The sequence below is a fragment of the Bradyrhizobium sp. LTSP849 genome (assembly GCF_000938255.1).
GTDB lineage: Bacteria > Pseudomonadota > Alphaproteobacteria > Rhizobiales > Xanthobacteraceae > Bradyrhizobium.
In genome coordinates, this window is sequence record NZ_JYMR01000001.1 from 1 (window position 1) to 22,488 (window position 22,488).

At 64.8% G+C, this 22,488-nt stretch carries 19 protein-coding genes; 11 read left to right on the forward strand and 8 right to left on the reverse strand.

All coding sequences use genetic code 11. The annotated features are described in order from the left end of the window. A partial coding sequence (locus UB31_RS00005; protein ID WP_045009489.1) for an IS5/IS1182 family transposase occupies positions 1–560 on the reverse strand: 560 nt, incomplete at its 3' end. A gap of 217 nt (positions 561–777) precedes the next feature. On the opposite strand from UB31_RS00005, the gene upp reads away from it, so the two are divergent. Next, positions 778–1,407 carry a uracil phosphoribosyltransferase gene (gene upp, locus UB31_RS00010; RefSeq protein ID WP_045003465.1) on the forward strand — a complete coding sequence of 210 codons (630 nt, stop codon included), beginning with the start codon at positions 778–780 and terminating at the stop codon, positions 1,405–1,407. A gap of 73 nt (positions 1,408–1,480) precedes the next feature. Here the strand turns inward: upp and UB31_RS00015 are convergent, their stop codons facing one another. Together UB31_RS00015 and UB31_RS00020 are read right to left on the reverse strand one after the other, a co-directional pair. Further along, complete coding sequence (locus UB31_RS00015; RefSeq protein WP_045003467.1) at positions 1,481–2,590, reverse strand: M48 family metallopeptidase; 1,110 nt, start codon at positions 2,588–2,590, stop codon at positions 1,481–1,483. A gap of 3 nt (positions 2,591–2,593) precedes the next feature. Beyond that, positions 2,594–3,748: a YjgN family protein gene (locus UB31_RS00020; protein ID WP_045004184.1), complete on the reverse strand. Its 1,155-nt coding sequence runs from the start codon at positions 3,746–3,748 to the stop codon at positions 2,594–2,596. Positions 3,749–4,107: 359 nt separating this feature from the next. Between UB31_RS00020 and UB31_RS00025 the strand changes: the two genes are divergently transcribed. Beyond that, the gene (locus UB31_RS00025) at positions 4,108–5,373 is read left to right on the forward strand and encodes a cytochrome P450 (protein ID WP_045003469.1); all 1,266 of its coding nucleotides are present in this window, start codon (positions 4,108–4,110) and stop codon (positions 5,371–5,373) included. Positions 5,374–5,435: 62 nt separating this feature from the next. After that, positions 5,436–6,710, forward strand: a complete 1,275-nt coding sequence (locus tag UB31_RS00030) for a cytochrome P450 (protein ID WP_045009363.1) — start codon at positions 5,436–5,438, stop codon at positions 6,708–6,710. Between the two features lie 230 nt (positions 6,711–6,940). On the opposite strand, the gene UB31_RS00035 is transcribed toward UB31_RS00030, so the two are convergent. After that, positions 6,941–7,861 carry a LysR family transcriptional regulator gene (locus UB31_RS00035; RefSeq protein ID WP_045003473.1) on the reverse strand — a complete coding sequence of 307 codons (921 nt, stop codon included), beginning with the start codon at positions 7,859–7,861 and terminating at the stop codon, positions 6,941–6,943. 124 nt (positions 7,862–7,985) lie between these two features. Here UB31_RS00035 and UB31_RS00040 point away from each other — a divergent pair, with 124 nt between their 5' ends. From UB31_RS00040 to mdlC, 4 genes are all read left to right on the forward strand, one after another. Beyond that, positions 7,986–9,155 carry an acyl-CoA dehydrogenase family protein gene (locus UB31_RS00040; RefSeq protein ID WP_045003475.1) on the forward strand — a complete coding sequence of 390 codons (1,170 nt, stop codon included), beginning with the start codon at positions 7,986–7,988 and terminating at the stop codon, positions 9,153–9,155. Positions 9,156–9,164: 9 nt separating this feature from the next. Beyond that, entirely contained in the window at positions 9,165–10,268 is a 1,104-nt protein-coding gene (locus UB31_RS00045) for a CaiB/BaiF CoA transferase family protein (protein ID WP_045009364.1), read from the forward strand. 14 nt (positions 10,269–10,282) lie between these two features. Beyond that, complete coding sequence (locus tag UB31_RS00050) at positions 10,283–11,134, forward strand: HTD2 family dehydratase (RefSeq protein WP_045003477.1); 852 nt, start codon at positions 10,283–10,285, stop codon at positions 11,132–11,134. A gap of 125 nt (positions 11,135–11,259) precedes the next feature. Further along, positions 11,260–12,882, forward strand: coding sequence for a benzoylformate decarboxylase (gene mdlC / locus UB31_RS00055; protein WP_045003478.1), 1,623 nt, complete (start codon positions 11,260–11,262; stop codon positions 12,880–12,882). A 159-nt stretch (positions 12,883–13,041) separates the two neighbouring features. On the opposite strand, the gene UB31_RS00060 is transcribed toward mdlC, so the two are convergent. Next, a complete protein-coding gene (locus UB31_RS00060; RefSeq protein WP_045009365.1) occupies positions 13,042–13,818 on the reverse strand; it encodes an SDR family NAD(P)-dependent oxidoreductase in 777 nt (258 codons plus the stop codon). Between the two features lie 75 nt (positions 13,819–13,893). On the opposite strand from UB31_RS00060, the gene UB31_RS00065 reads away from it, so the two are divergent. Beyond that, the gene (locus UB31_RS00065; RefSeq protein ID WP_045009490.1) at positions 13,894–14,355 is read left to right on the forward strand and encodes a MarR family winged helix-turn-helix transcriptional regulator; all 462 of its coding nucleotides are present in this window, start codon (positions 13,894–13,896) and stop codon (positions 14,353–14,355) included. A gap of 99 nt (positions 14,356–14,454) precedes the next feature. Here UB31_RS00065 and UB31_RS00070 read toward each other — a convergent pair whose 3' ends face one another. Next, positions 14,455–15,249 carry an SDR family oxidoreductase gene (locus UB31_RS00070; RefSeq protein WP_045003482.1) on the reverse strand — a complete coding sequence of 265 codons (795 nt, stop codon included), beginning with the start codon at positions 15,247–15,249 and terminating at the stop codon, positions 14,455–14,457. 61 nt (positions 15,250–15,310) lie between these two features. Beyond that, positions 15,311–16,006: a PAQR family membrane homeostasis protein TrhA gene (gene trhA / locus UB31_RS00075; protein ID WP_045004187.1), complete on the reverse strand. Its 696-nt coding sequence runs from the start codon at positions 16,004–16,006 to the stop codon at positions 15,311–15,313. A 187-nt stretch (positions 16,007–16,193) separates the two neighbouring features. Here trhA and UB31_RS00080 point away from each other — a divergent pair, with 187 nt between their 5' ends. Then, positions 16,194–17,663, forward strand: coding sequence for a YcjX family GTP-binding protein (locus tag UB31_RS00080; RefSeq protein WP_045003484.1), 1,470 nt, complete (start codon positions 16,194–16,196; stop codon positions 17,661–17,663). Further along, on the forward strand, positions 17,660–18,688 hold the full coding sequence (locus tag UB31_RS00085) for a YcjF family protein (protein WP_045009366.1): 1,029 nt from the start codon (positions 17,660–17,662) through the stop codon (positions 18,686–18,688). Before UB31_RS00080 ends, UB31_RS00085 begins: the two co-directional genes overlap by 4 nt. Before the next feature lie 183 nt (positions 18,689–18,871). Here UB31_RS00085 and UB31_RS00090 read toward each other — a convergent pair whose 3' ends face one another. Further along, positions 18,872–20,404, reverse strand: coding sequence for a glycosyltransferase family 39 protein (locus UB31_RS00090; RefSeq protein WP_045009491.1), 1,533 nt, complete (start codon positions 20,402–20,404; stop codon positions 18,872–18,874). A gap of 321 nt (positions 20,405–20,725) precedes the next feature. On the opposite strand from UB31_RS00090, the gene UB31_RS00095 reads away from it, so the two are divergent. Next, a complete protein-coding gene (locus UB31_RS00095; protein WP_045009367.1) occupies positions 20,726–22,459 on the forward strand; it encodes an adenylate/guanylate cyclase domain-containing protein in 1,734 nt (577 codons plus the stop codon). Positions 22,460–22,488 lie beyond the last annotated feature (29 nt).

Genomic DNA, 22,488 nt, shown 5'->3' on the forward strand with positions numbered 1-22,488 from the left:
ATTTTATAGCCGAACACGCTCTTTTTGCCTTTCCGGCCCCAGCGAGCATCGCGATCCGCAGATGGTTTGGGTGGCGTATCCTCGCCATCCTTGCGTGCCTTGCGGGGCGGAGTGGCTCGTGCCGCGATTAACGAGGCGTCGACCAGCGTTCCCTGCTTGAGGATCAGCTTCTTGGCCTCCAACTGCCGATTGATCTCAGTGAAGATCTTCTCGATCAGACCGTCCTTGGCGAGTTCCTGCCGAAACCGCCACAATGTCGTGTGATCCGGGGTCTGATCGTGCAGGCTCAGACCAACAAAGCGGCGGAACGACAACCGGTCTGCAATGGCCGCTTCCAGCGCGGGATCAGACAGATTGTGCCAGATCCCGGCGAGCAAGCAGCGAAGCAAGACTTCCGCCGGATAGCTGCTGTTGCCGGCACCATCGCCGCCCCGCTTGCCAAGCAGCGAGCGCAGCGGCGCCCAATCCACAACAGCCTCCACCTCATCCAGGATGCTGCTTCGCGGTGCCCGAACCAGGCCATCCGCCAAGCTCATCTGACCGACATTGCGCTCAACCATGGCTCCCCTCGCTAGAATCAGCCATGATTCAAAGAATCACGTGCAGCCGATTATGCAAAGCCCTCCTTGTGGGAGAGGGTGGCTTCGCGTGAGCGAAGCCGGGTGAGGGGTTGCTTCCGCGGGCACATCTCTCATTGAAGTTCGTGGAGACGACCCCTCATCCGGCGCTTCGCGCCACCTTCTCCCACAAGGGGAGAAGGAAGAAAGGCATCCGATCATGGAAGGCGTCACGATCGTCGATCATCCGCTGGTCCAGCACAAGCTGACCTTGGTGCGGGACAAATCCATCTCGACGAAATCGTTCCGTGAGCTGATCAAGGAGATCGGCATGCTCTTGTGCTACGAGGTGACGCGCGACCTGCCGCTCACTGACACCGTCATCGACACGCCGCTGGCGCGGATGCACTCGGCCAAGATCGCCGGCAAGAAGCTGGTGTTCGTGCCGATGCTGCGCGCCGGCACTACCTTTGTCGACGGCATGATGGATCTGGTGCCGACCGCGCGCGTCGCGCATATTGGGCTCTATCGTGAGCCGGAGAGTTTTGCCGCGGTCGAATATTTCTTCAAATCGCCGTCCGATCTCGGCGAGCGGCTCGCCATCGTCGTGACCCCGGTGGTCGCCACCGCCAACACGGCCGTGGCCGCGATCGACCGGCTGAAGGAGCGCGGCGCCAAGGATATTCGCCTCGCCTGCCTGATCGCAGCACCCGAGGGACTCGAACGGCTGCGGGGCTTGCATCCCGACGTGCGGATCTGGACGGCCGCGGTCGACGAGGGGCTCGACGAGAACGGTTTTATTCTGCCGGGCCTTGGAGATGCCGGCGACCGCGCTTACGGGACGAGATAGGAGCGGAGAGCTCAGATTCTTGTTTGACGCGTTTTCTTCACGCGAACCGGCATCCACTTCGCTCGAAAACGCTCTAGATCTTCCCGCCGCCGCAAATTTCCTTCAGTGCCTGCCACTCCGCATCGGTCAGCAGCGGCGGACCGCTGGCGGGGCGGTCTTCTTTCGTCATGCGCGCGAGGCGATCCTCGGTGAGCGGGTGGCTCGCCAGGATCGACGTGAGGCCGCCACCTTCCTTGCCGGTGATCCGGAACATCAGTTCAGCCGCCGGCTTCGGCGAGCGGCCGAGCGCATGCATGATGTCGATCGCGAAGGTGTCGGCGTTGGTCTCGGCCTCGCGCGAATAGGAGGCCTCAACCACGCTGCGCGAGGCGAAGATCACGGCGGATGAGCCGGTGACGTCGCCGAACAGCAGGCCGATCAGGAACGAGGTGCCGCCGTTGTAGATGAGGCCGCGCATGTTGTCGTGATGCTTGAGATGGCCGAGCTCGTGGGCCAGGATGCCGGCAAGCTCGTCGGGATTGTCGGCCTTGTCGAGCAGGCCCTTCAGCACGAAAACCTTGCCGCCGGGCAGCGCGAAGGCGTTCGGCACCGAGGTCGGCAGCACACCGGCAGTCATCGAATCGTCGTCAAGGCCGGCGGCGTCGCGCAGGCGATTGACCAGCTTGGAAAAGGCCGCCTGACCGGCCGGGTCGCTGCAAGTTGAGCGGCCGAAGATGGTCTTCACCTGGACCTCGGACGCATCGCCAATCCGCCGCTCGATCGGCTTCGGCACCAGCGGCGCGAGGCGGTCCGCGGCGAGCGGCACGCCGAACAGCACGACGCAGACGATGGAGACAGCAGCCGCAACCGACCAGCCGACGATTTTTGCGACACCGCGGCGCGTGGTCTGGTGCTCGTCGAGATGTGTGCAGCGGACGGTCACGTCTGCCGCGAGTGCGGCATCGCGGATCTCGAGCCGCGCCAGAGGCGGCGCGGATTTCGAAGCCAGGCGCAAGATCCCGGCCGGACTGTCGGCACGGCGGATGTCGGCATAAGCCCAGCGAACCGGCGTTCCACCCTCCTCGAGGATCTCGACCGCATCACCAAGTGTCAGCGTCACCTGCCGCCTGCGGCTCGACACACCGTCGAAGAAGATCGTCGGCCTTGCGGACTGCGACGGGGCCTCGGCGGACACATCACTCACAGCTCAGAATCCCGCAACATCGAGTCCATCGGCAAAGCCTTCGCCAAGCGCACTGGCAAGCTCACCGCTGCCGCGCACGTCCGCCGCGGCGGCGATGTTGTGCACCTCAACGGTTTCCAGCACCTTGGCCCAGATATCGCGCTGCAGATAGACGCGCATGACGATGTTGACGGCCAACGCGAGAGCAAAATAGCCGACCACCATCGCCGCCAGCAAAGGGATGCTCTTGGATGCATTGCCGGGCCCGAACGCCTGCTCGGCCGGCAGGCCACTCAGCTTGACCACGAGCATGGTGGCGCCACCGACATAGAAGCCGAACAGGGTCGAGAGCAGCGTCCACCAGCCGATCACCTTCCAGTAGAGGCCGTAGAACGCGTTGTGCGGCAACTCCGAGGACAGGCTGACGCCGCCGATGCGGATGCCGTCGAGCCACCAGCGCCATTCGCGCGCCTTGAACTCGGCATACAAGAACGGCGCGGCCGGGAAGACGACAATTGCAACGGGAGTCAATAACCACAGCCACCAGCCGCGCTTGAAGAACGTCCAGCCGTCGCCCTCGAAACCGCCTTGCAGATCGCCGAAATGGGTGTGCCGCATCTTGTAGCGCTCGAGCGAGGCCTCGCGCCATGGCAGCGCCAGGCCCAGCGTCAGGAACACCAGCAAGCCCCACAGCATGGCGCGGAATGAATAGGCCCAGCCCGAGCCGTCCATCCAGAACCGCACGCCGCGCCAGACCGTGCGGGTCAGCCGATAGCGCCGCGCGCGAAAAATCGCGAACTGGCCGAAGGCATAGAAGCTGATGAACAGCGGCGTCGACGCGAAGCCCTGCCAGCGCTCGAACTCGATGCCGACCAGGAAATAAGCGAGGTAGATCGGCACCAGGATCGCGAGCGCGAACAGGAAGCCGATCAACAGCTCTTTGGCCCGACCGGTATATTCGGCGGCGTCGCCGTCGATCGAGGTGTTCGACCACAAATGCCGGCGGACGTCGGTAACGAGCCAGAACCGGTAGAAGCCGAAGGTGACGAGCTCCAGCATGGCGCCCTTGGTGACCAGCCTGCGAAATTCGGAGCGATCACCGCTGAAGTCGACCTGCGCGGGCGGCAGTGGCGGCGGGACGGGTTCGGAGCCATTGGGGGCCCATTGCATGTCGTTCACGGCAACAACCTCGGGATGCGGATCTGATCCGCTCAAACTATAGATCAAAGGTTGGTCGATCCCCAAGATAGGCGGGTTCGATTTTACCTCGGTTTCGAACGATTTCTCGCATGATTCCGGGCCGGCCGGCGTGCGGCGGGTCACGTTGATCCGTAGCCCGGATGGAGCGCAGCGCAATCCGGGACAGCGGCAGCGGCGGCACGAATCCCGGATTTCGCTGCGCTCCATCCGGGCTACAACACCATCCTTGTGGCAAAACTCTCCCTTGCCCCGACGCAGACAACGGGCTGTAATTGCAATCCAAATACCGCAGAGCAGAATTCAAGAAAATCGCGCGGTTCAGGTCAGGGAGAGCGGTCATGCATGGGACCATCGAGAGCACGGCAAAACTCGACGCATTGCGCGAGCGCGCCGCGTCATTGCCGCTGGAGCAATTCGATCCCGGCGATCCGGAATTGTTCAGGACCGATACGTTCTGGCCCTATTTCGATCGGCTGCGGCGCGAAGATCCCGTGCACTACTGCAAGGACTCGATGTTCGGGCCGTACTGGTCGGTGACGCGCTACAACGACATCATGGAGATCGAGACCAATCATTCGGTGTTCTCCTCGGCCTCCGCGCTCGGCGGCATCACCATCCGCGACATCGATCCGGACCTGCGCCGCGAGAGCTTCATCTCGATGGATCCGCCGCGGCACGCGGCGCAGCGCAAGACCGTGGCGCCGATGTTCACGCCGACGCATCTGGACAATCTCGCGCTCAGCATCCGCGAGCGCTCGGCCGAGTGTCTCGACAATCTACCCGTGGGCCAGGTGTTCGACTGGGTCGACAAGGTCTCGATCGAGCTCACCACGCAGATGCTCGCGGTGCTGTTTGATTTCCCCTGGGAGGACCGCCGCAAGCTGACGCGCTGGTCCGATATCGCCACCACCATCCCCGGCCCCGACGGCCTCGTCGCCACCGAAGACGAGCGGCAGGCCGAGCTGACCGAATGCGCAGGCTATTTCGCGCGGCTGTGGAAGGAGCGGATCGAGCAGCCGCCAAAGAGTGACCTGCTCTCGATGATGGCGCATGGCGCCGCGACGCGCGACATGGACGCCAGGAACTTCCTCGGCAATCTCGTTTTGTTGATCGTCGGCGGCAACGACACCACCCGCAACACCATGTCGGGCTCGATCTACGCACTGAGCCAGCATCCGGAACAGTACCGCAAGCTGCGCGAAAACCCCGCACTGCTCGACAGTTTCGTGCCCGAGGTGATCCGCTGGCAGACCCCGCTGGCACATATGCGCCGCACCGCACTCGCCGACTTCGAGTTCCGCGGCAAGCAGATCAAGAAGGGTGACAAGGTCGTGATGTGGTACGTCTCGGGCAACCGCGACGCGGAGGCGATCGAAAAGCCCTACGATTTCATCATTGACCGCGCCCGGCCGCGCACGCATCTCTCCTTCGGCTTCGGCATCCACCGTTGCGTCGGCCTGCGGCTTGCCGAACTCCAGCTCAAGATTATCTGGGAAGAGATCCTGAAGCGGTTCGACCATATCGACGTGGTCGGCGAACCCAAGCGGGTGTATTCGAGCTTCGTAAAGGGTCTTGAAACCTTGCCGGTGAAGATTACGGCGTGAGACAACTCCCTCTCCCCGCCTTCGGGGACAGGTGAAGAACGAGAAACACTGGAGCTATCACCATGAACATTCAGACTCCGGTCAAGATCGACAAAGCAGAACGCATGCGCAAAGCGCGCGAGGAGGCTTACGCGACGCCGCTGGCGCAATTCCACCCCGGCGCGCCCAGGCTGTTCCAGGACGACACGCTGTGGCCGTGGTTCGAGCGGCTGCGCAAGGAAGAGCCGGTGCATTACTGCACCAACGCGCCGATCGAGCCCTATTGGTCGGTGGTGAAATACAACGACATCATGCATGTCGACACCAATCACGGCGTCTTCTCCTCCGACTCGACGCTCGGCGGCATCGGGATCCGCGACGTGCCGGAGGGCTATGACTGGCCGAGCTTCATCGCCATGGACCAGCCCAGGCATTCGTCGCAGCGCAAGACGGTGTCGCCGATGTTCACGCCGACGCATCTGGACGAGCTCGCCAAGCTGATCCGGCAGCGCTCGCAGACCGTGCTGGACAATCTGCCGCGCAACGAGACCTTTAATTTCGTCGAGCGCGTCTCGATCGAGCTGACGACGCAGATGTTGGCAACGCTGTTCGACTTCCCCTGGGAAGAGCGGCGCAAGCTGACGCGCTGGTCGGATGTCGCGACCGCGCTGCCCAAGAGCGGCATCGTCGAATCCGCCGAGCAGCGCCGGCAGGAAATGGACGAGTGCTACGCCTACATGTCGAAGCTGTGGAACGAGCGCGTCAATTCCGCACCGCGCAACGATCTGCTGTCGCTGATGGCGCATAGCGACGCCACGCGCTTCATGGACCCCGACAACCTCATGGGCAACATCATCCTGCTCATCGTCGGCGGCAACGATACCACGCGCAACACCATGACCGGCTCGGTGCTGGCGCTGAACGAGAACCCGGACCAATACGAGAAGCTGCGGACAAATCCGGAGCTGATCGACACCATGGTGCCCGAGGTGATCCGCTGGCAGACCCCACTTGCGCATATGCGGCGCACCGCGCTTGAGGATACCGAGGTCGGCGGCAAGCACATCAAGAAGGGCGACCGCGTCGTGATGTGGTACGTCTCCGGCAACCGCGACGAAGAGGTGATCGACCGTCCCGAGGAGTTCATCATCGACCGCCCGCGTCCGCGCACGCATCTCTCCTTCGGCTTCGGCATCCACCGCTGCGTCGGCATGCGGCTCGCCGAGCTCCAGCTCAAGATCGTCTGGGAGGAAATGCTGAAGCGGTTCGACCGCATCGAGGTGGTGGGCGAGCCGAAGCGGATCTATTCCAGCTTCATCAAGGGGTACGAGTCGCTGCCGGTGCGGATTCCGGGGTAGGGCTCGCTGTCATGCCCCGCGCAGGCGGGGCATCCAGTACGCCGCGGCTTCTCGGCTCAAGCACTGCCGCCTCTGGAATACTGGATTGCCCGCCTTCGCGGGCAATGACATCGAGGGTGAGGCTGGGCGCGCACGCGCCTCATCCAGCCCAGCTATAAAATTTCGGCATGACAGGTCGCGCCAGATGCGAAGGCAAGACGGCGCGCCGCTGGTCTACGACACGGGTGCATCTAGCTCAGCTTGATGTCCCACACCCCCTCCTTGCGGCAGGCCGCGACCTCGTCGCGCAGGAGCGCGGTGACGGCCAGCGACGCCGTCGAGGCCGGGCGGTCGATCGGAGAAGCGAAAATGAGCTCGCGCGTCATCGGCTTGGACACCGTTGCCGTTTCCAGCCTGCCGTCCGCGACCTCGCCATGGACCGACGAGGGCGGCAGCAGCGCAAAGCCGAGGCCCTCCTCGACCAGGCTCGTCAGCACGCGGAACGAATCCGCTTCGAGCTGGACGTTGAGCTTGATCTTGCGCTGCGCGGCCGCGTGCTCGATCAGCGCGCGGAGACCATGGGAATGACTGGGCAGCACCAGCCGCTGCCGCAGCAGCCAGCCGATGTCGACGCTCTTCTTGCGTGCCAGACCGCAGCCGCGAGGACCGACCGCGACGATGTTGTCGCGGCCGAGGCTCTGCACATTGAGATGCAGATCGGCCGAACGGCCGTAGAGGATGGCGAGATCCATCTCGCCGCGATGCAGCCATTCGACGATATGGCCGCTGTAGCTTTCGACGATGCGCAACGAAATGGCAGGAAATTTTTCGACACAGCGCCGCGCGAAGCGCGCCGACAACACACAGCTTACCGTCGGAACCAGGCCGAGCACGACCTGGCCGGACGGCGGCCCCTTGGCGGACTGGATGTCGTCGCGGATCTGGTCGATCTGGCGGACGATGCCGGAGGTGCGCGCGAGCAGAAGCCGGCCGGCCTCGGTCAGCACCATGCCGCGGCCGTTGCGCGTGAACAATTCGACGCGCAGCTCATGTTCCAGCAGCTTGATCTGCCGGCTGAGCGCCGGCTGCGCCACGCGCAGCGTATCCGACGCCTTGCTCAGGCTGCCAAGCTCCGCCACGCAACTGAAGGTCCTGAGCTGACGGAAATCCATGCTTGCCAATCCTGGAAGGCTACTTCATACGCTATAACAAATGAGCATAGGGGGCTGGCGTTGTTTTCACAACGCCAACGGATTGGCCGGCGTTATCTTAACTGCCGCACATACGGGAAACGCCATGAGTGAAGAACACCACAGCGAAGATCACGCCGACATCCGCGAAGCCGTCGCAAAGCTTTGCGCGCAGTTTCCCGGCGAATATTGGCGCAAGCTCGATCGCGAGATGGCCTACCCCAAGGCCTTCGTCGATGCGCTGACGGAGGCCGGCTATCTCTCTGTGCTGATCCCCGAGGAATATGGCGGCGCGGGCCTGAAGCTCTCGGCCGCTGCGGCGATCCTCGAGGAGATCCAGCGCGCCGGCTGCAATGGCGGCGGCTGCCACGCCCAGATGTATACGATGGGCACGGTGCTGCGGCACGGCAGCGACGAGCAAAAAGCAAAGTATCTGCCGAAAGTGGCGAGCGGCGAATTGCGGCTGCAAGCCTTCGGCGTCACCGAGCCGACCAGCGGCACCGACACGACCTCGCTGAAGACCTTCGCGCGCAAGGACGGCAATGCCGGCTACATCGTCAACGGCCAGAAGATCTGGACCAGCCGGGCCGAGCATTCCGACCTGATGCTCCTGCTGGCGCGGACCACGCCGAAGGATGAGGTCAAGAAGCGCACCGACGGCCTCTCGGTGTTCATCGTCGACATGCGCGAGGCGAAGAACAAGGGGCTGGAGATCCGCCCCATTCGCACCATGATGAATCACGCCACCACCGAGGTGTTCTTCACCGACATGAAGGTGCCGGCGGAAAATCTGATCGGCGAGGAAGGTAAGGGTTTTCGCTACATCCTCTCCGGCATGAATGCCGAGCGCATCCTGATCGCGGCCGAGTGCGTCGGCGATGCCAAATGGTTCATCGCCAAGGCCACGAACTATGCCAAGGAGCGCGCGGTGTTCGGCCGGCCGATCGGCCAAAATCAAGGCATCCAGTTCCCGATCGCGAAGGCCTACGCCGCGATGCGCGCCGCCGAGCTGATGGTGAAGGAAGCCACGCGCAAATACGAGGCCGGGCTCGACTGCGGTGCGGAGGCCAACATGGCCAAGATGCTGGCGGCGGATGCTTCGTGGGAAGCGGCGAATGCCTGCGTCCAGACCCATGGCGGTTTCGGCTTCGCCGAGGAATATGACGTCGAGCGCAAATTCCGCGAGACACGACTCTACCAGGTGGCGCCGATCTCGACCAACCTGGTGCTGTCCTTCATCGCCGAGCACGTGCTCGGCATGCCCCGCTCGTACTGAGGTCGCGCCATGGGAGCATTGGACGGGATCAGGGTGATTGCGGTCGAGCAGGCCGTGGCGGCGCCATTCTGCTCGTCGCGGCTGGCGGACGCCGGCGCGGAAGTGATCAAGATCGAGCGGCCCGAGGGCGATTTCGCCCGCGGCTATGACGCGGCGGCCAAGGGCCAAAGCAGCTATTTCGTCTGGCTCAACCGCGGCAAGCAATCGGCGGTGGTCGATCTCGCGACCAAGGAGGGCCGTGCCGAGCTGGAAAAGCTGATCGCGAGCGCGGACGTGCTGGTGCAGAACCTCAAGCCGGGCTCGATGGACAAGCTTGGCTTCTCCCGCGAACGATTGCTGAAGGACTATCCGAAGCTGATCTCCTGCACGATTACCGGCTATGGTGACGAGGGCCCCTACGCGCATCGCAAGGCCTATGATTTGCTGATCCAGGCCGAAAGCGGCCTTGCCTCGATCACCGGCAATCCCGACGGCGCCTCGCGCGTCGGCATGTCCATCGTCGACGTCGCGACCGGCGCGACCGCACATGCGGCGATCCTGGAAGCGCTGATTGCACGCGGGCGGACCGGCAAGGGCTGTGACATCCGCATCTCCATGTTCGACGTGATGGCCGACTGGTGCACCGTGCCGCTGCTCAACTCGGAGGCCGGCAATCCGCCGAAGCGCATGGGGCTGCGCCATCCCTCGATCGCACCCTACGGCGTATTCACGTCGAAGGACGGCAAGGACATTCTGATCTCGATCCAGAGCGAGCGCGAGTGGAAGACGCTCTGCGCCGGAGTGCTGGACCAGCCGAACCTGCCCGCCGATCCGCGCGTCGCCAATATGGTGGAACGCGTGCGCAACCGCGATTTCACCGACAAGACGGTCGCAGACAGCTTTGGCACGATGACGCGCAACGAGCTGCTGAAGCGGCTGTCCGATGCCGATATTGCGTTTGCCGAGGTCAACACCATGGCCGACCTCACCAAGCATCCGCATCTGCGCCGCATCGAGGTCGACACCCCGAACGGCCGCGTCAGCTATCCCGCGCCGGCACCGATCATCGTCGGTGAGTCCCGCGCTTACGGCGCCGTCCCCGGCATCGGCGAACGTTCCCAATCAAAAAAGTAACAGAGCGAGGCGTCATGACCGAGAAGCTCGACATCGATCATTTGCGGCAATGGATCGGCCGCAGCACGGAGGCCACCGACATCGTCACCGCGCAGCTCGTCAAGGGCCTGCGCGCGACGCTGTTCCAGGAGGTCGGCGAACCCAAAAAGGGCGACGCCTCGCCGTTCACGACGCATTGGTGCCTGGCGCAGCCGGTATTTCCGATGTCGATGCTCGGCCCCGACGGCCACCCGACCCGCGGCGGCTTCCTGCCGCCGGTGCCGCTGCCGCGCCGGATGTGGGCCGGCGGCGAGATCGAATTCCTCGAACCCTTGCGCGTCGGCGATGAATCCACGCGCACTTCGCACATTGCCGATGTGCAGATGAAGACGGGCTCGACCGGCACGCTGTGCTTCGTCTCGGTCGAGCACAGCATCTCCTCGCCGCGCGGCACAGCCATCCGCGAGCGGCAGGACATCGTCTATCGTGAGATGACGACCAGCGCGCCCGCGACGGCAAAGGCTCCGCCTCCGCCGCCGAAGGCGCAGCACCGCGAGACCCATGTCTCCGATCCCGTGCTGCTGTTTCGTTATTCCGCACTGACCTTCAACGGCCACCGCATCCATTACGACCGCGACTACGTGACCAAGGTCGAGGGCTATCCGGGCCTGATCTTCCACGGCCCGTTGCAGGCGGCGTTCATCGTCGAGATGGCGGCCAAGCTGCGCAGCGGCAAGGCGCCGAAGAAGTTCACCTATCGCGGACTGCAACCGCTGTTCGAGGGCACGGAGTTTTCCATCAACGCCAACGACAGCGGCGAGAGCATGGAGCTGTGGACTGCGAACGCGGAGGGGCAGCCGACGATGAAGGGGACGGCGGTGTGGTGATGTTCGTCATTGCGAGCGCAGCGAAGCAATCCGAAGTCTTTCCGCGGTGACAGACTGGATTGCTTCGCTGCGCTCGCAATGACGGGTGGGGTTGACAGCGTCTATAACAATACGGGACGGAAACCATGTCGAAGAACGGCAAAGCAAGCGCCAAATCCGTCACCGTCAAGCAGGCGACCCTCGACCTGCTGCGCTCGTTCGGCATCAGGCGCGTGTTCGGCAATCCCGGCTCGACCGAGCTGCCGTTCCTCAGCGACTGGCCCGACGACATCGACTACGTGCTGGCACTTCAGGAGGCCTCCGCCGTCGGCATGGCGGACGGCTACGCACAGGCGACGCGCAATGCCGGCTTCGTCAATCTGCATTCGGCGGCCGGCGTCGGCAACGCGCTCGGCAACATCTACACCGCGCATCGCAACCAGACCCCGCTTGTCATCACCGCGGGCCAGCAGGCGCGCTCGATCTTGCCGCTCCAGGCGTTTCTTTATGCCGAGCGCGCGTCGGAATTCCCGCGACCTTACGTCAAATACAGCGTCGAGCCGGCGCGGCCCGAGGACGTGCCGGCCGCGATCGCGCGCGCCTATTACACTGCGATGCAGCCGCCCTGCGGGCCGACCTTCGTGTCGATCCCGATCGACGATTGGACGCACGCGACGGCGCCGGTCGAGGCACGCAAGGTCAGCCGCGAGATCGGCCCCGAACCGGAGGCGATGAAGGCGCTGGCGAAGGCGCTCGGCGCTAGCAAAAGCCCCGCGCTCGTCGTCGGCCCCGGCGTCGATCGCGCCGGCGCAGTCGATCTGATGGTGCGCGTCGCCGAGAAGGCCAAGGCGAGCGTCTGGGTCAGCCCATTCTCGGCGCGCTGCTCCTTCCCGGAGCGGCATCCGCAATTTGCGGGCTTCCTCCACGCCTCGCCTGCACAGCTATCCGACGCGTTGCGCGAGCACGACGTCGTGGTCGTGGTTGGCGCGCCGGTCTTCACCTTTCATGTCGAGGGTCACGCGTCGATCTTCGATGGCGGCGCGACGATCTTCCAGATCACGGATGATCCGGATGCGGCGGCGGTGACCCCGGTCGGCACCAGCATCATCGCGACGATGAAGCCGGCGCTTAGCGCGCTGCTCGACCTGTTGCCGGAGAGCAAACGCGCGACGCCAAAGGGCCGCACATTGCCGCCGGCACCGCAAGCTGGCGATCCGCTCCCGGTGGAGTTCCTGCTGCACTCGCTGTCGCAAGCGATGCCGGAGGACTCGTCACTCGTCGAAGAAATCCCCTCACACCGGCCGGCGATGCAGAAATTCATGCCGATGCGCGGCCAGGACAGCTTTTACACCATGGCGAGCGGCGGCCTCGGCTACTCCCTTCCGGCCGCCGTCGGCATGGCGTTGGGCAAGCCGAAGAGCCGCACGGTCTGCCTGATCGGCGACGGCTCGGCGATGTATTCGATCCAGGCGCTGTGGACCGCCGCACAACGCAAACTGCCGCTCACCATCGTCGTCATCAACAATTCCGGCTACGGCGCGATGCGCTCGTTCAGCCAGGTGATGCAGGTGCGCAACGTGCCCGGGCTGGAGCTGCCGGGGATCGATTTCGTGCGGCTCGCCGAGGGCATGGGCTGCCATGCGGTGCGCGTGAGCAAGGCGGCGGAGCTGGGCGACGCGCTCAAGCGCGGGATGGCGCATGAAGGCACCAGCCTCGTCGAGGTCGTCGTGGATTCGGCGGTGCCGGTGTTGTACGGGCAGAAGCATTAATAAGGTCGTCCCGGCGAAGGCCGGGACCCATACCGCGTGATCTATCGATTGTACCCAGCGCTAATCCCGAACAACCAATCTTCGCCAAATTTCTCCCTGGGGTTATGGGTCCCGGCCTTCGCCGGGACGACACTGAGTTTTTGACGCGAGCGCCCTGAACTACGACGCCAGAAATCCCCCGTCCGCCGCGAGCACGTGCCCTACAACATAGGACGACGCGTCGGACGACAGCCACACCACCGCTTCCGCCACCTCCTCCGGGCTCCCCATCCGCCGCAGCGGCAGGCCTGCGGCTACGGTCGCGACATCGCCGACGCCGGCGCGCAGCATCATGTCGGTGACGACGCGACCGGGGGCGATCGCGTTGATGCGGATGCCGCGCGGGGCGTTTTCCATGGCGGCCGAGCGGGTGAGCGAGATCGCGGCCGCCTTCGAGGCCGAGTAGAGCGAGAAGCCGGGATTGGGATTGCGCACGCCGCTGACGGAGGCGTTGACGACGATACTGCCGCGCCCCTGCGCCAGCATTGCCGGCAATTGATGGCGCAGGCACAGGAACAGCGCGCGCACATTGGTGTCGAACACGCTGTCGTAGACGTCCATGCCCTGCTCTTCCAGCGACGCACGGCGCTCCTGAAAGCCGGCATTGTTGAAGGCAACGTCAAGCCGGCCGCAACGCTCCACGGCTGTGCCGACCAGACGTTCGACCTCCTCCTCTCGCGTGATATCCGTCCTGACTGCGATCGCGTCGGTTCCGAGCTCCCGGCACGCCGCAGCGGTCGCTTCAATCTCGGCCTCGCGCCGGCCGGCAACAACAATGGCTTCCGCGCCCTCTGACGCCATCCGCAACGCGGTGGCGCGGCCGATGCCGCTGCCGCCGCCCGTCACCAGACAGACCTTGCCCTTCATCCGCTCGCCGGCCGGCAAAGTTCCGCTCATGGTCCACTCCAAAACGCTTGCGTGCGTCCTTGCGCGCATATAGTTGTATGATACAACTATATGCTGGGAGTCAAGATGGCCGAGCTTGCGCTGATCGACGACATCCGCGCCGCCTCGCGCCTGATGGTGCGCGAGCTCGGCTTCATGGACGCGACGGTGGCGGCGACGAACTATCCAGCGTCGGCCGTCCACACCATTCTGGAGATCGGCATCCGCGGCCCGATGAATTCGGGCGAGCTTGGCGATTTCCTGCGCCTGGAAAAATCCAGCGTCAGCCGCATGGTGCGCAAGCTGATCGATTGCGGCGAGTTGCGGGAAACGCCGGACGCGGACGATGCACGCAGCAAGCTGTTGTCGCTGACGGCGAAGGGCCAGCGAACGCTGGCGGCGCTGCATGCGTTCGGACGGCAGCAGGTGGGCGGCGCGCTGGAGGCTTTGACGGAAGCGGAGCAGCGCACGGTGCGCGAGGGCATGATGCTCTATGCGCGGGCGTTGCGGCAGAGCCGCGATGAGGATGAGGCGCAGTCGGCGGCGTAAGGACGCGTAGCCCGGATGGAGCGAAGCGCAATCCGGGGCCTGCGCACGTCGCGGAAAGACCGTCCCGGATTTCGCTACGCTCCATCCGGGCTACGGATTCTACTTCCCGAACTCGTCCCGCATCTTCGCCTGGATCTTGGCCATGCCGCCGATCCAGCGGTCGTAATTCTCGGTCTTCTTGCGCATGTAGCCGAGCACCTGGGGGTGCGGGAGGATCAGGAACGACTCCTGATCGAGGCCGGCGAGCACGTCTTTCGCCACCTGCTCGGGCGTGAGGTCGCCGTCGCCGGATTGCGGGCCCTTCGGGATCGAGCGCAGCATGTTGGTGTCGACGCCCTGCGGGCAGAGGATCGAGACGCGGATGTTGTGGGCCTTGTGCGAGATCGCGAGATTTTCGGCAAAGCCGACCGCCGCGTGCTTGGTCGTCGAATAAGCCGGGCTGCCGACCTGCGACAACAGGCCCGCGGCCGAGATCGTGTTGAGGAAATAGCCGCCGCCGCGCGCCTTCATGCGCGGCACAAGATGCCGCGCCGCATAGACATGGGCCATGACGTGGATCGCCCAGCTGCGCTGCCAGGGCTCGTCCGAGGCGCCGCCGGCATTCACCGACATCGGATCGAAGCCGCCGCCGATGCCGGCATTGGAGCAGAACAGCTCGATCGGCCCGAACTGGCGCTCGGTCTCCTCGATGACGTGGGTGATCTCTTTTTCCTGCGCGACGTCGCATCTGAAGGCAGCACCATCCACCGTGGCAGCGACGGCTCTTGCGTTGGCGGCGTCCATGTCAGCGACCACGACCTTGGCTGCGCCCGCCTTGTGGAAGGCTTCGCACAGCGCCTTGCCGATACCGTTGGCGCCGCCCGTGACGACCACGACCTTGCCGGTCACCTGCATGCGACGTCTCCTCTTTTTTATTATCGCTTATATTATACCGCTTCGCGGGCCTGGGTCTTGCTCAGCTCAACACGAGGTCGAGCACCGCGGTATAATGGCACGCCGCGCCGGCCAAGACAAAGCCGTGCCAGATCGCATTCTGGAAACGCAGTCGGCGCCAGGCGTGGAAGATCACGCCGAGGCTGTAGAGCACCCCGCCCGCAAGCACGAAGCCCAGCGCCACCGCAGGCAGCGCCTTGACCACGGAATCATAGAGCATCATGCCGCTCCAGCCCATCGCGAGATAGATGCCGACGGCCACGCGGTCGAACCGGCCGGGATAGCGAAGCTTCAGCACGATGCCGACGATCGCGACGCACCAGACACAGACGAGCAGCGCCAGCGCGAACACGCTGTCCTTCAGCTCCAGGATGAACGGCGTGTAGGTCGCAGCGATCAGCAAATAGATCGCGGAATGGTCGAACCGCCGCAGCAGCCATTTGACCGGCGAGACCGGCCAGAGATTATAGGTCGCCGACAGCACCAGCATCGACAGCAGGCCGGCGACATAGATCGAGACGCCGACGATGTCGGTTGCGTCGGCATAGACCACCGCAAGCACCACCAGGACGGTCGCAGCGATGATGCCGGACAGCACACCGATGGCATGGATGATGCCGTCGGCAATGATCTCGGCGCGATCGTAGTTCCAGCCGACCGCGTCGGCGGCGGCGTGGACGGAGTTGGAGGCGAACTGTTTCAGCGTGAAGACAGGCATGGCGGTCCGGAGGCGTCGATAGGTGTCCAATATTGGTCTTTCGCAGTTAACGCGGCGTTCAAAGGCGGCTTCGCCCAAGAAGGCGGTGGAAGTATGAAGCTTGATTTTCCTCAGGCAGTTGCCACTTTTGTGACTAGTCCGTTTTGCCTATTTGGCCGCCACCCTCGCCCGAGACCCTCTCATTCACATGGCATTCAGTTTCCAGGATATGGTCGAGGAGGCGCGCCTGTCGGCCCGGGCGCTGATCGACTATGGCGAGCACTTCTTCAACCCGACGGTACGGCTCGGCGTCACCGGCTTGTCGCGGGCCGGCAAGACCGTGTTCATCACCGCGCTCATCCATGGGCTGACGCGCGGCGGCCGGTTTCCGGTGTTCGAGGCCTATGCCTCCGGCCGGATCGCACGGGCGCATTTGGCGCCCCAACCGGACGACGCGATACCGCGCTTTGCCTATGAAAACCATCTGCGCGCGCTGATCGAGGAGCGGCTCTGGCCGAGCTCGACGGTCGACATCAGCGAGCTCCGCCTCGTCATCGACTACCAGCGTCACAACGGCGCCGATCGCACCCTGACGCTCGACATCGTCGACTATCCCGGCGAGTGGTTGCTCGACCTGCCGCTGCTGCAAAAGAGTTACGAGCAGTGGTCGGCGGAGAGCCTGGCGTTGTCGCGCGAGGCGCCGCGCGTGCATCTTGCCGCCGAGTGGCACGCGCATCTTGCAACGCTCAAGCCTGAGGCGCGCGAGGACGAGCAGGCCACACTGACGGCGGCAAAACTGTTCACCGGTTACCTTCGCGCCTGCCGCGACGAGCGCTTTGCCATGAGCCTGCTGCCACCGGGCCGCTTCCTGATGCCGGGCAATCTCGCCGACACGCCGGCGCTGACCTTTGCGCCGCTCGATGTGCCCATCGACGGCCAGGCGCCGGAGGGATCGCTGTGGGCGATGATGGTGCGCCGCTACGAAGCCTACAAGGATGTCGTGGTGCGCCCGTTCTTCCGCGACCATTTCGCGCGGCTCGATCGCCAGATCGTACTGGCCGATGCGCTCGCCGCGTTCAACTCCGGGCCCGAGGCGCTGCACGATCTCGAAGCAGCCCTTGCCGGCATTCTCGATTGCTTCCGCATGGGGCGAAGCACGTTCCTCTCCAGCCTGTTCCGGCCACGCATCGATCGCATCCTGTTTGCGGCAACCAAGGCGGACCATCTGCATCATTCCAGTCACGACCGGCTCGAGGCCGTGCTGCGCCGCGCGGTCTCGCGCGCCGTGGTGAGGGCGGAAGATACCGGCGCGCAGATCGACGTGGTGGCGCTCGCCGCCGTGCGCGCGACGCGCGAGGCGCAGGTCGCGCATGGCCGCGACAAATTGCCGTCGCTCCTGGGAACACCCGCGGCCGGCGAAAGCGCGGGCGGCGCGTTCTTTGACGGCAACACGGAGGTCGCGACCTTTCCGGGCGACCTGCCGCTGGATCCGGAGTCGCTGTTCAACGGCACCGACGCATTCCGTGGGCTATCGACGGAAGCGGCCGAGAAGAGCGATTTCCGCTTTCTGCGCTTCCGCCCGCCAAAACTCGAAGGCGAGGGTAAGGAAGAGCCGACGCTGCCTCATATCCGCCTCGACCGTGCCTTGCAGTTCCTGATCGGAGACAGACTGTCATGAACGACCGATCCCAGCCGCGGCGGCCGGCGACGTTCCGGCTCGACGATCCCGGCGTTGTCGTCACCGAGGCCGACGAGACCGGCCGGATCAGCCGCGGCACGATCCAAATCACGCCGGAGTCCGATCCGTCGACGCTGCCCGTGCCAATTGAGCGCGCGCTTCCGGCGCGGCGCGGCTTTCCCTGGGGCGCGCTGTTCTGGTCAGGCGTCGCTGGCCTGACGCTGCTTGGCGTCGGGCTCGGCGTCGCCCATCTGATCGAGGATCTGTTTGCGCGCAGCGAAAGCCTCGGCTTTGTCGGGCTGGCTCTCGCGTTCGTCACCACGCTTGCGCTCGCTGTCGTCATCGGGCGCGAAGCGTTCGGCCTGGCGCGCCTCGCGACAATCGAAAAATTGCATCAGCGCGCAGCCGCAGTGCTTGCCAGCGACGATCGCAAGGAAAGCCGCACCATCGTGCAGGAACTGCTGAAGATCGCGCATCAGAACCCGCAGCTCGCGCGCGCCCGTGCCGCGCTGGAGAGCCATGCCGGCGAAATCATCGACGGCGCCGACATGATCCGGCTCGCCGAACGCGAACTGATGTCACCGCTCGATAACGAAGCGCGGCGGCTGGTGTCGTCGGCCGCGCAGCGCGTCTCGATCGTGACCGCGGTGTCGCCGCGCGCGGCGATCGACGTGATGTTCGTATTCATCGTCTCGCTCCGCCTGATCCGCCAGCTTGCTCGGCTCTATGGCGGCCGGCCTGGCGCACTCGGCATGATCCGCCTGCTCCGCCACGTCATCGCCCACCTCGCCATCACCGGCGGCATGGCCGCGAGCGACAGCCTGGTGCAGCAGATGCTCGGCCACGGCATCGCGGCCAAACTCTCGCAGCGGCTCGGCGAGGGCATGCTCAACGGACTGTTGACGGCGCGGCTCGGCCTGGCCGCAATCGACGTCACGCGCCCACTGCCATTCGCTGCGCTGCCGCCGCCGAAACTGTCGGATCTCGCGACGGATTTGCTGCGGAAGAAAGAGGACGAGGCGTAGCGGCTCGCGCCGTGCTCACTTCCCCTCTCCCCCTGTGGGAGAGGGTGGCTCGCCGCAAAGCGGCGAGACGGGTGAGGGGTCTGTCTCCGCAGACATCCCTCGCAGTAGAGTTCGCGGAAACAACCCCTCATCCGGCGCTTCGCGCCACCTTCTCCCGCAAGGGGAGAAGGAAGAAGGGCCTCGCTAGCTGAGCTCACGCTTCGCGAATTCCCCCGCCAGCACGCGCCACTGGAACAGCGGCGAGTCTTTCGGCGGCGACAGCTCCGGCGTCCAGCCGGTGAGCTTGTCCAGCGCGTAGGTGTCGATCAGGACACTGCGCCAGCGGCGCTCGACCTGCGCGAGCGGCTCGCGTTTGGCGGGGATCGAATCCCACACCGGACCGTGATTGTCGGGCTCGCGACCGACATAGATTCCGGCGTGTCCCTTGATCCCGTCCATGCCGGGATCGCGAAAATCCTGGAAGCGGCCGCGCTCGTTGATCTCGATGACGGGCACGCCGCGGTCCCTGAACAGCCAGCGCATCATGGCGTAGGTGCGATAGTCCGTGGTCGCGATCCAGGTCGCGCCGGTCTCATCGAGTGCGGCCTGCGCACGCGCGGCGACCTGCTCGTAGCCGGCCTCTGCGCCGATCGGATCCATCTTGCCGAGAAGATTCCAGGGCGCGGCGACGTAGTAGAGGAACACGATCACCACGAAAGCGATGCCCGAGACGACCGCAATGTTGACCCAGAAGATGCCCGACCGGATCATCCGCGCCGACCAGCCTTCTCCAGGCAGCATCGCGAGGTTGACCGCCGCGGCGGCGAAACCAACAGGCCACATGAACATGGGCCAGGTGTCGCCGACCCTGAGCGTCAGCGACTTGGCGAAGAAATAGAGGAACGGCACCAACACCGCGGTCGACAACAGGATCGCGACCGGCTCGCGCGTGCGATAGCCGCGCCACGCCGTCATCGCCAGCCCCAACAGCACCACCGGCAGCATGACAAAGCCGACCAGGCCGAATTGCAGGCCGATATAATCACCGATGGTGCGGAGCGAGATGCCGTAATTGGTCGTGGCGCGCACGCCCTGGAAACGGAACGAGGCCCAGTCGTGCTGCGCGTTCCAGATCAGGACCGGAGAGAACACGACGATCGCAACCACCACGGCGAGATAGGGATAAGGGCTGCGCAGCCAGCGCCCGCGCCAATCCGGCACCAGCAGAAAGGCGGCAACCGCCGGCGCGAACATGATCGCGGTGAATTTCGACAGCAGCGACAGACCGGCGAACAGCCCCGCCGCGAGCCACCAGCGACCGTCGCCGCTCTGCGCGAGCCGCACCAGCGACCACATCATTGCCACCGCAAACGGGACCAGGGCAACGTCGGGCGCGACCTTGGCCATCAGCAGGCCGTAATAAAGCGCGGCCTCCGGCATCAGCACCGCGAGCGCGACTGCGCGCGCGTCGTGGGTGAGACGGCGGACGATGTCGGCGAGTAGACACTGCGTCACCAGCATCGCGACGATGCCGCCGAAGCGAACGCCGAGCGTGGTGTCGCCGAAGATCGCGGTACCGAAACGAATGAGCCAGGCGATCATCGGCGGATGGTCTAGGAAGCTCAGCGCCGTCTCTTTCGACCAGGTCCAGTAATAGGCCTCGTCGGTACGCAGCTCGATCGCGGAGGCGTAGACGAGGCGCAGCACCGTCATCGCGGCGATGACGAGCGCAGCCATCACGAGGAGCCGGCGCTCGGCGCCGTCGGACTTCACGGTGATGTCGGGAGCGATCGTCACGGCCGCGCTTTTCCCCGACTTGGGAGGGGGAGTCAATGTGGGGGTCGTTACCGCGTGTGTCGGGGCACGAATCGTAGGGTGGGCAAAGCGTAGCGTGCCCACCATCGCGAACGACGGCAAAATGGTGGGCACGGCGCCAAGGCGCCTTTGCCCACCCTACGATTTCGTAACCTTGCCGCGTATGTGATCGGACCCACCGTCCACAGGCGGAATTTAACTCTCCGCTGGCTGTTCTCCTTGATGAACTGATACAACCGAATCATGGCCGCCATCGCCCTTTCACGATTGTCCGAACTCGTCCGCTCGACCAGCGCGCGGCAGGTGCGGCTGGTCTGCGGCGTCATCCTGTTCGCCTATGTGGTCAGCCACTTCCTGAACCATGCGCTCGGCAACATCTCGGTCGATGCCATGCAGGTCGGGGTCTATTACCACACGACATTCTGGCAGTTCCTCCCCGTCGCGATCGTGTTCTATGGCGCCGCTCTCATCCATATGGGGCTTGGCGTCTATGCGCTGTATCAGCGCCGGCAGTTCCGTTGGCGGACGATCGAGCCGCTGCAACTCGTGCTGGGTCTGAGCATTCCGGCCCTGATCATGGCGCATGTCATCGGCGTACGGCTTGGCCAGACGCTCTACGGACATGAAAAGCTCTATCCACAGGAGCTCTATCTGTTCTTCGTCGTGTCATCCGGCCGGCTCTGGGGCATGACGGTTCTGCTCATCATCGCCTGGATGCACGGCTGCATCGGCATCTATTTCTGGCTTCGGCTCAAGCCGTTCTTCGTCCGCGCGGCGCCTTATCTGCTCGCGGCCGCCGTGCTGATCCCGACGCTGGCGCTGCTCGGGATCTACCAGGGTGGCCGCAGCGTTGCCGCCGATAGCGAGGACGGAGAATGGCGCCGGCAAAATTACACGCAGCGCGAGGTCGGCACGTTCGCACAGGCTGCTACGCTCGACCGCATCACCGGCGGACTCACAATCGGTTACTTCGGCCTGCTCGGGCTGGTGCTGCTCGCGCGCGGCGTGCGCGGCTGGCGCGAGCGGCGCGGCGGCATGATCGCGCTGTCTTACGGCAACGGCAAGACCGTGCGCGTGCCCAAGGGTCTCTCCGTGCTGGAGGCGAGCCTGCGCCATAGCGTGCCGCATGCCAGCGTCTGCGGCGGCCGCGCCCGCTGCTCGACCTGCCGCATCCGCATTATCGGCGACCATGGCGGACTGCCCGAGCCGTCGCAGCGCGAAGCCTTCGTGCTCGCCCGCGTCGGTACTGCCGATCCCTCCATTCGCCTTGCCTGCCAGTTGCGGCCGACCACCGACCTCTCCTTCTTCCAGCTCTTCATGCCGCAGACGCTGTCGGCGAACGCTGCGTCGTCGCCGGCTAGAATCGGCCAGGAGCGCTATCTCGTCAGCCTGTTCGTGGACATGCGCGGCTCGACCCAACTCGCCGAGAAGCGGCTGCCGTTCGACACCGTTTTCATCGTTAACCGCTTCCTCGGCGCGGTGTCGCAAGCCGTGATCGAGAACGGCGGCCAGCCGAATCAATTTGTCGGCGACGGCATGCTCGCGCTGTTCGGACTCACGAGCGATCCGCAGACCGCCTGCCGGCAGGCGCTGAAGGCCGTCGCCGCCATCGCCACGCATGTTGACGAGTTGAATGAGCTCCTGAGCCAGGATCTGCGCCAGCCGATCCGCTTCGGCATCGGCGTCCACGGCGGCGAGGTCATCATCGGCGACATCGGCTATCGCGACCACATCGTGTTCACCGCGCTCGGCGATGCCGTCAATGTCGCGGCGCGTCTCCAGGACATGACCAAGACGCTTGCCTGCGAGGCCATCATCTCGGAAGAAGTCCGCCGCACCGCCGGCCTTCGCGACGATGCGCTGCCGCAGCAGGAGGTCGCGATCCGCGGCCGCGACGAGCCGATGGTCGTGCGGGTCGTTGCGGATACCAGGACATTGTCAGCTCTCCTCGCGGGCGACGAACTCGTCGCGGCGTAACACCGCGTTGTTGCAACGCAACGGCATGG

What these genes read in the sequence shown, in the direction of transcription:
- upp (WP_045003465.1), top strand. Translation starts at nt 778, where the DNA reads ATGGAAGGCGTCACGATCGTCGATCATCCGCTGGTCCAGCACAAGCTG.
- UB31_RS00025 (WP_045003469.1), top strand. Translation starts at nt 4,108, where the DNA reads ATGCATGGGACCATCGAGAGCACGGCAAAACTCGACGCATTGCGCGAG.
- UB31_RS00030 (WP_045009363.1), top strand. Translation starts at nt 5,436, where the DNA reads ATGAACATTCAGACTCCGGTCAAGATCGACAAAGCAGAACGCATGCGC.
- UB31_RS00035 (WP_045003473.1), bottom strand. Translation starts at nt 7,861, where the DNA reads ATGGATTTCCGTCAGCTCAGGACCTTCAGTTGCGTGGCGGAGCTTGGC.
- UB31_RS00040 (WP_045003475.1), top strand. Translation starts at nt 7,986, where the DNA reads ATGAGTGAAGAACACCACAGCGAAGATCACGCCGACATCCGCGAAGCC.
- UB31_RS00045 (WP_045009364.1), top strand. Translation starts at nt 9,165, where the DNA reads ATGGGAGCATTGGACGGGATCAGGGTGATTGCGGTCGAGCAGGCCGTG.
- UB31_RS00050 (WP_045003477.1), top strand. Translation starts at nt 10,283, where the DNA reads ATGACCGAGAAGCTCGACATCGATCATTTGCGGCAATGGATCGGCCGC.
- mdlC (WP_045003478.1), top strand. Translation starts at nt 11,260, where the DNA reads ATGTCGAAGAACGGCAAAGCAAGCGCCAAATCCGTCACCGTCAAGCAG.
- UB31_RS00060 (WP_045009365.1), bottom strand. Translation starts at nt 13,818, where the DNA reads ATGAGCGGAACTTTGCCGGCCGGCGAGCGGATGAAGGGCAAGGTCTGT.
- UB31_RS00065 (WP_045009490.1), top strand. Translation starts at nt 13,894, where the DNA reads ATGGCCGAGCTTGCGCTGATCGACGACATCCGCGCCGCCTCGCGCCTG.
- UB31_RS00070 (WP_045003482.1), bottom strand. Translation starts at nt 15,249, where the DNA reads ATGCAGGTGACCGGCAAGGTCGTGGTCGTCACGGGCGGCGCCAACGGT.
- trhA (WP_045004187.1), bottom strand. Translation starts at nt 16,006, where the DNA reads ATGCCTGTCTTCACGCTGAAACAGTTCGCCTCCAACTCCGTCCACGCC.
- UB31_RS00080 (WP_045003484.1), top strand. Translation starts at nt 16,194, where the DNA reads ATGGCATTCAGTTTCCAGGATATGGTCGAGGAGGCGCGCCTGTCGGCC.
- UB31_RS00085 (WP_045009366.1), top strand. Translation starts at nt 17,660, where the DNA reads ATGAACGACCGATCCCAGCCGCGGCGGCCGGCGACGTTCCGGCTCGAC.
- UB31_RS00090 (WP_045009491.1), bottom strand. Translation starts at nt 20,404, where the DNA reads ATGGCTGCGCTCGTCATCGCCGCGATGACGGTGCTGCGCCTCGTCTAC.
- UB31_RS00095 (WP_045009367.1), top strand. Translation starts at nt 20,726, where the DNA reads ATGGCCGCCATCGCCCTTTCACGATTGTCCGAACTCGTCCGCTCGACC.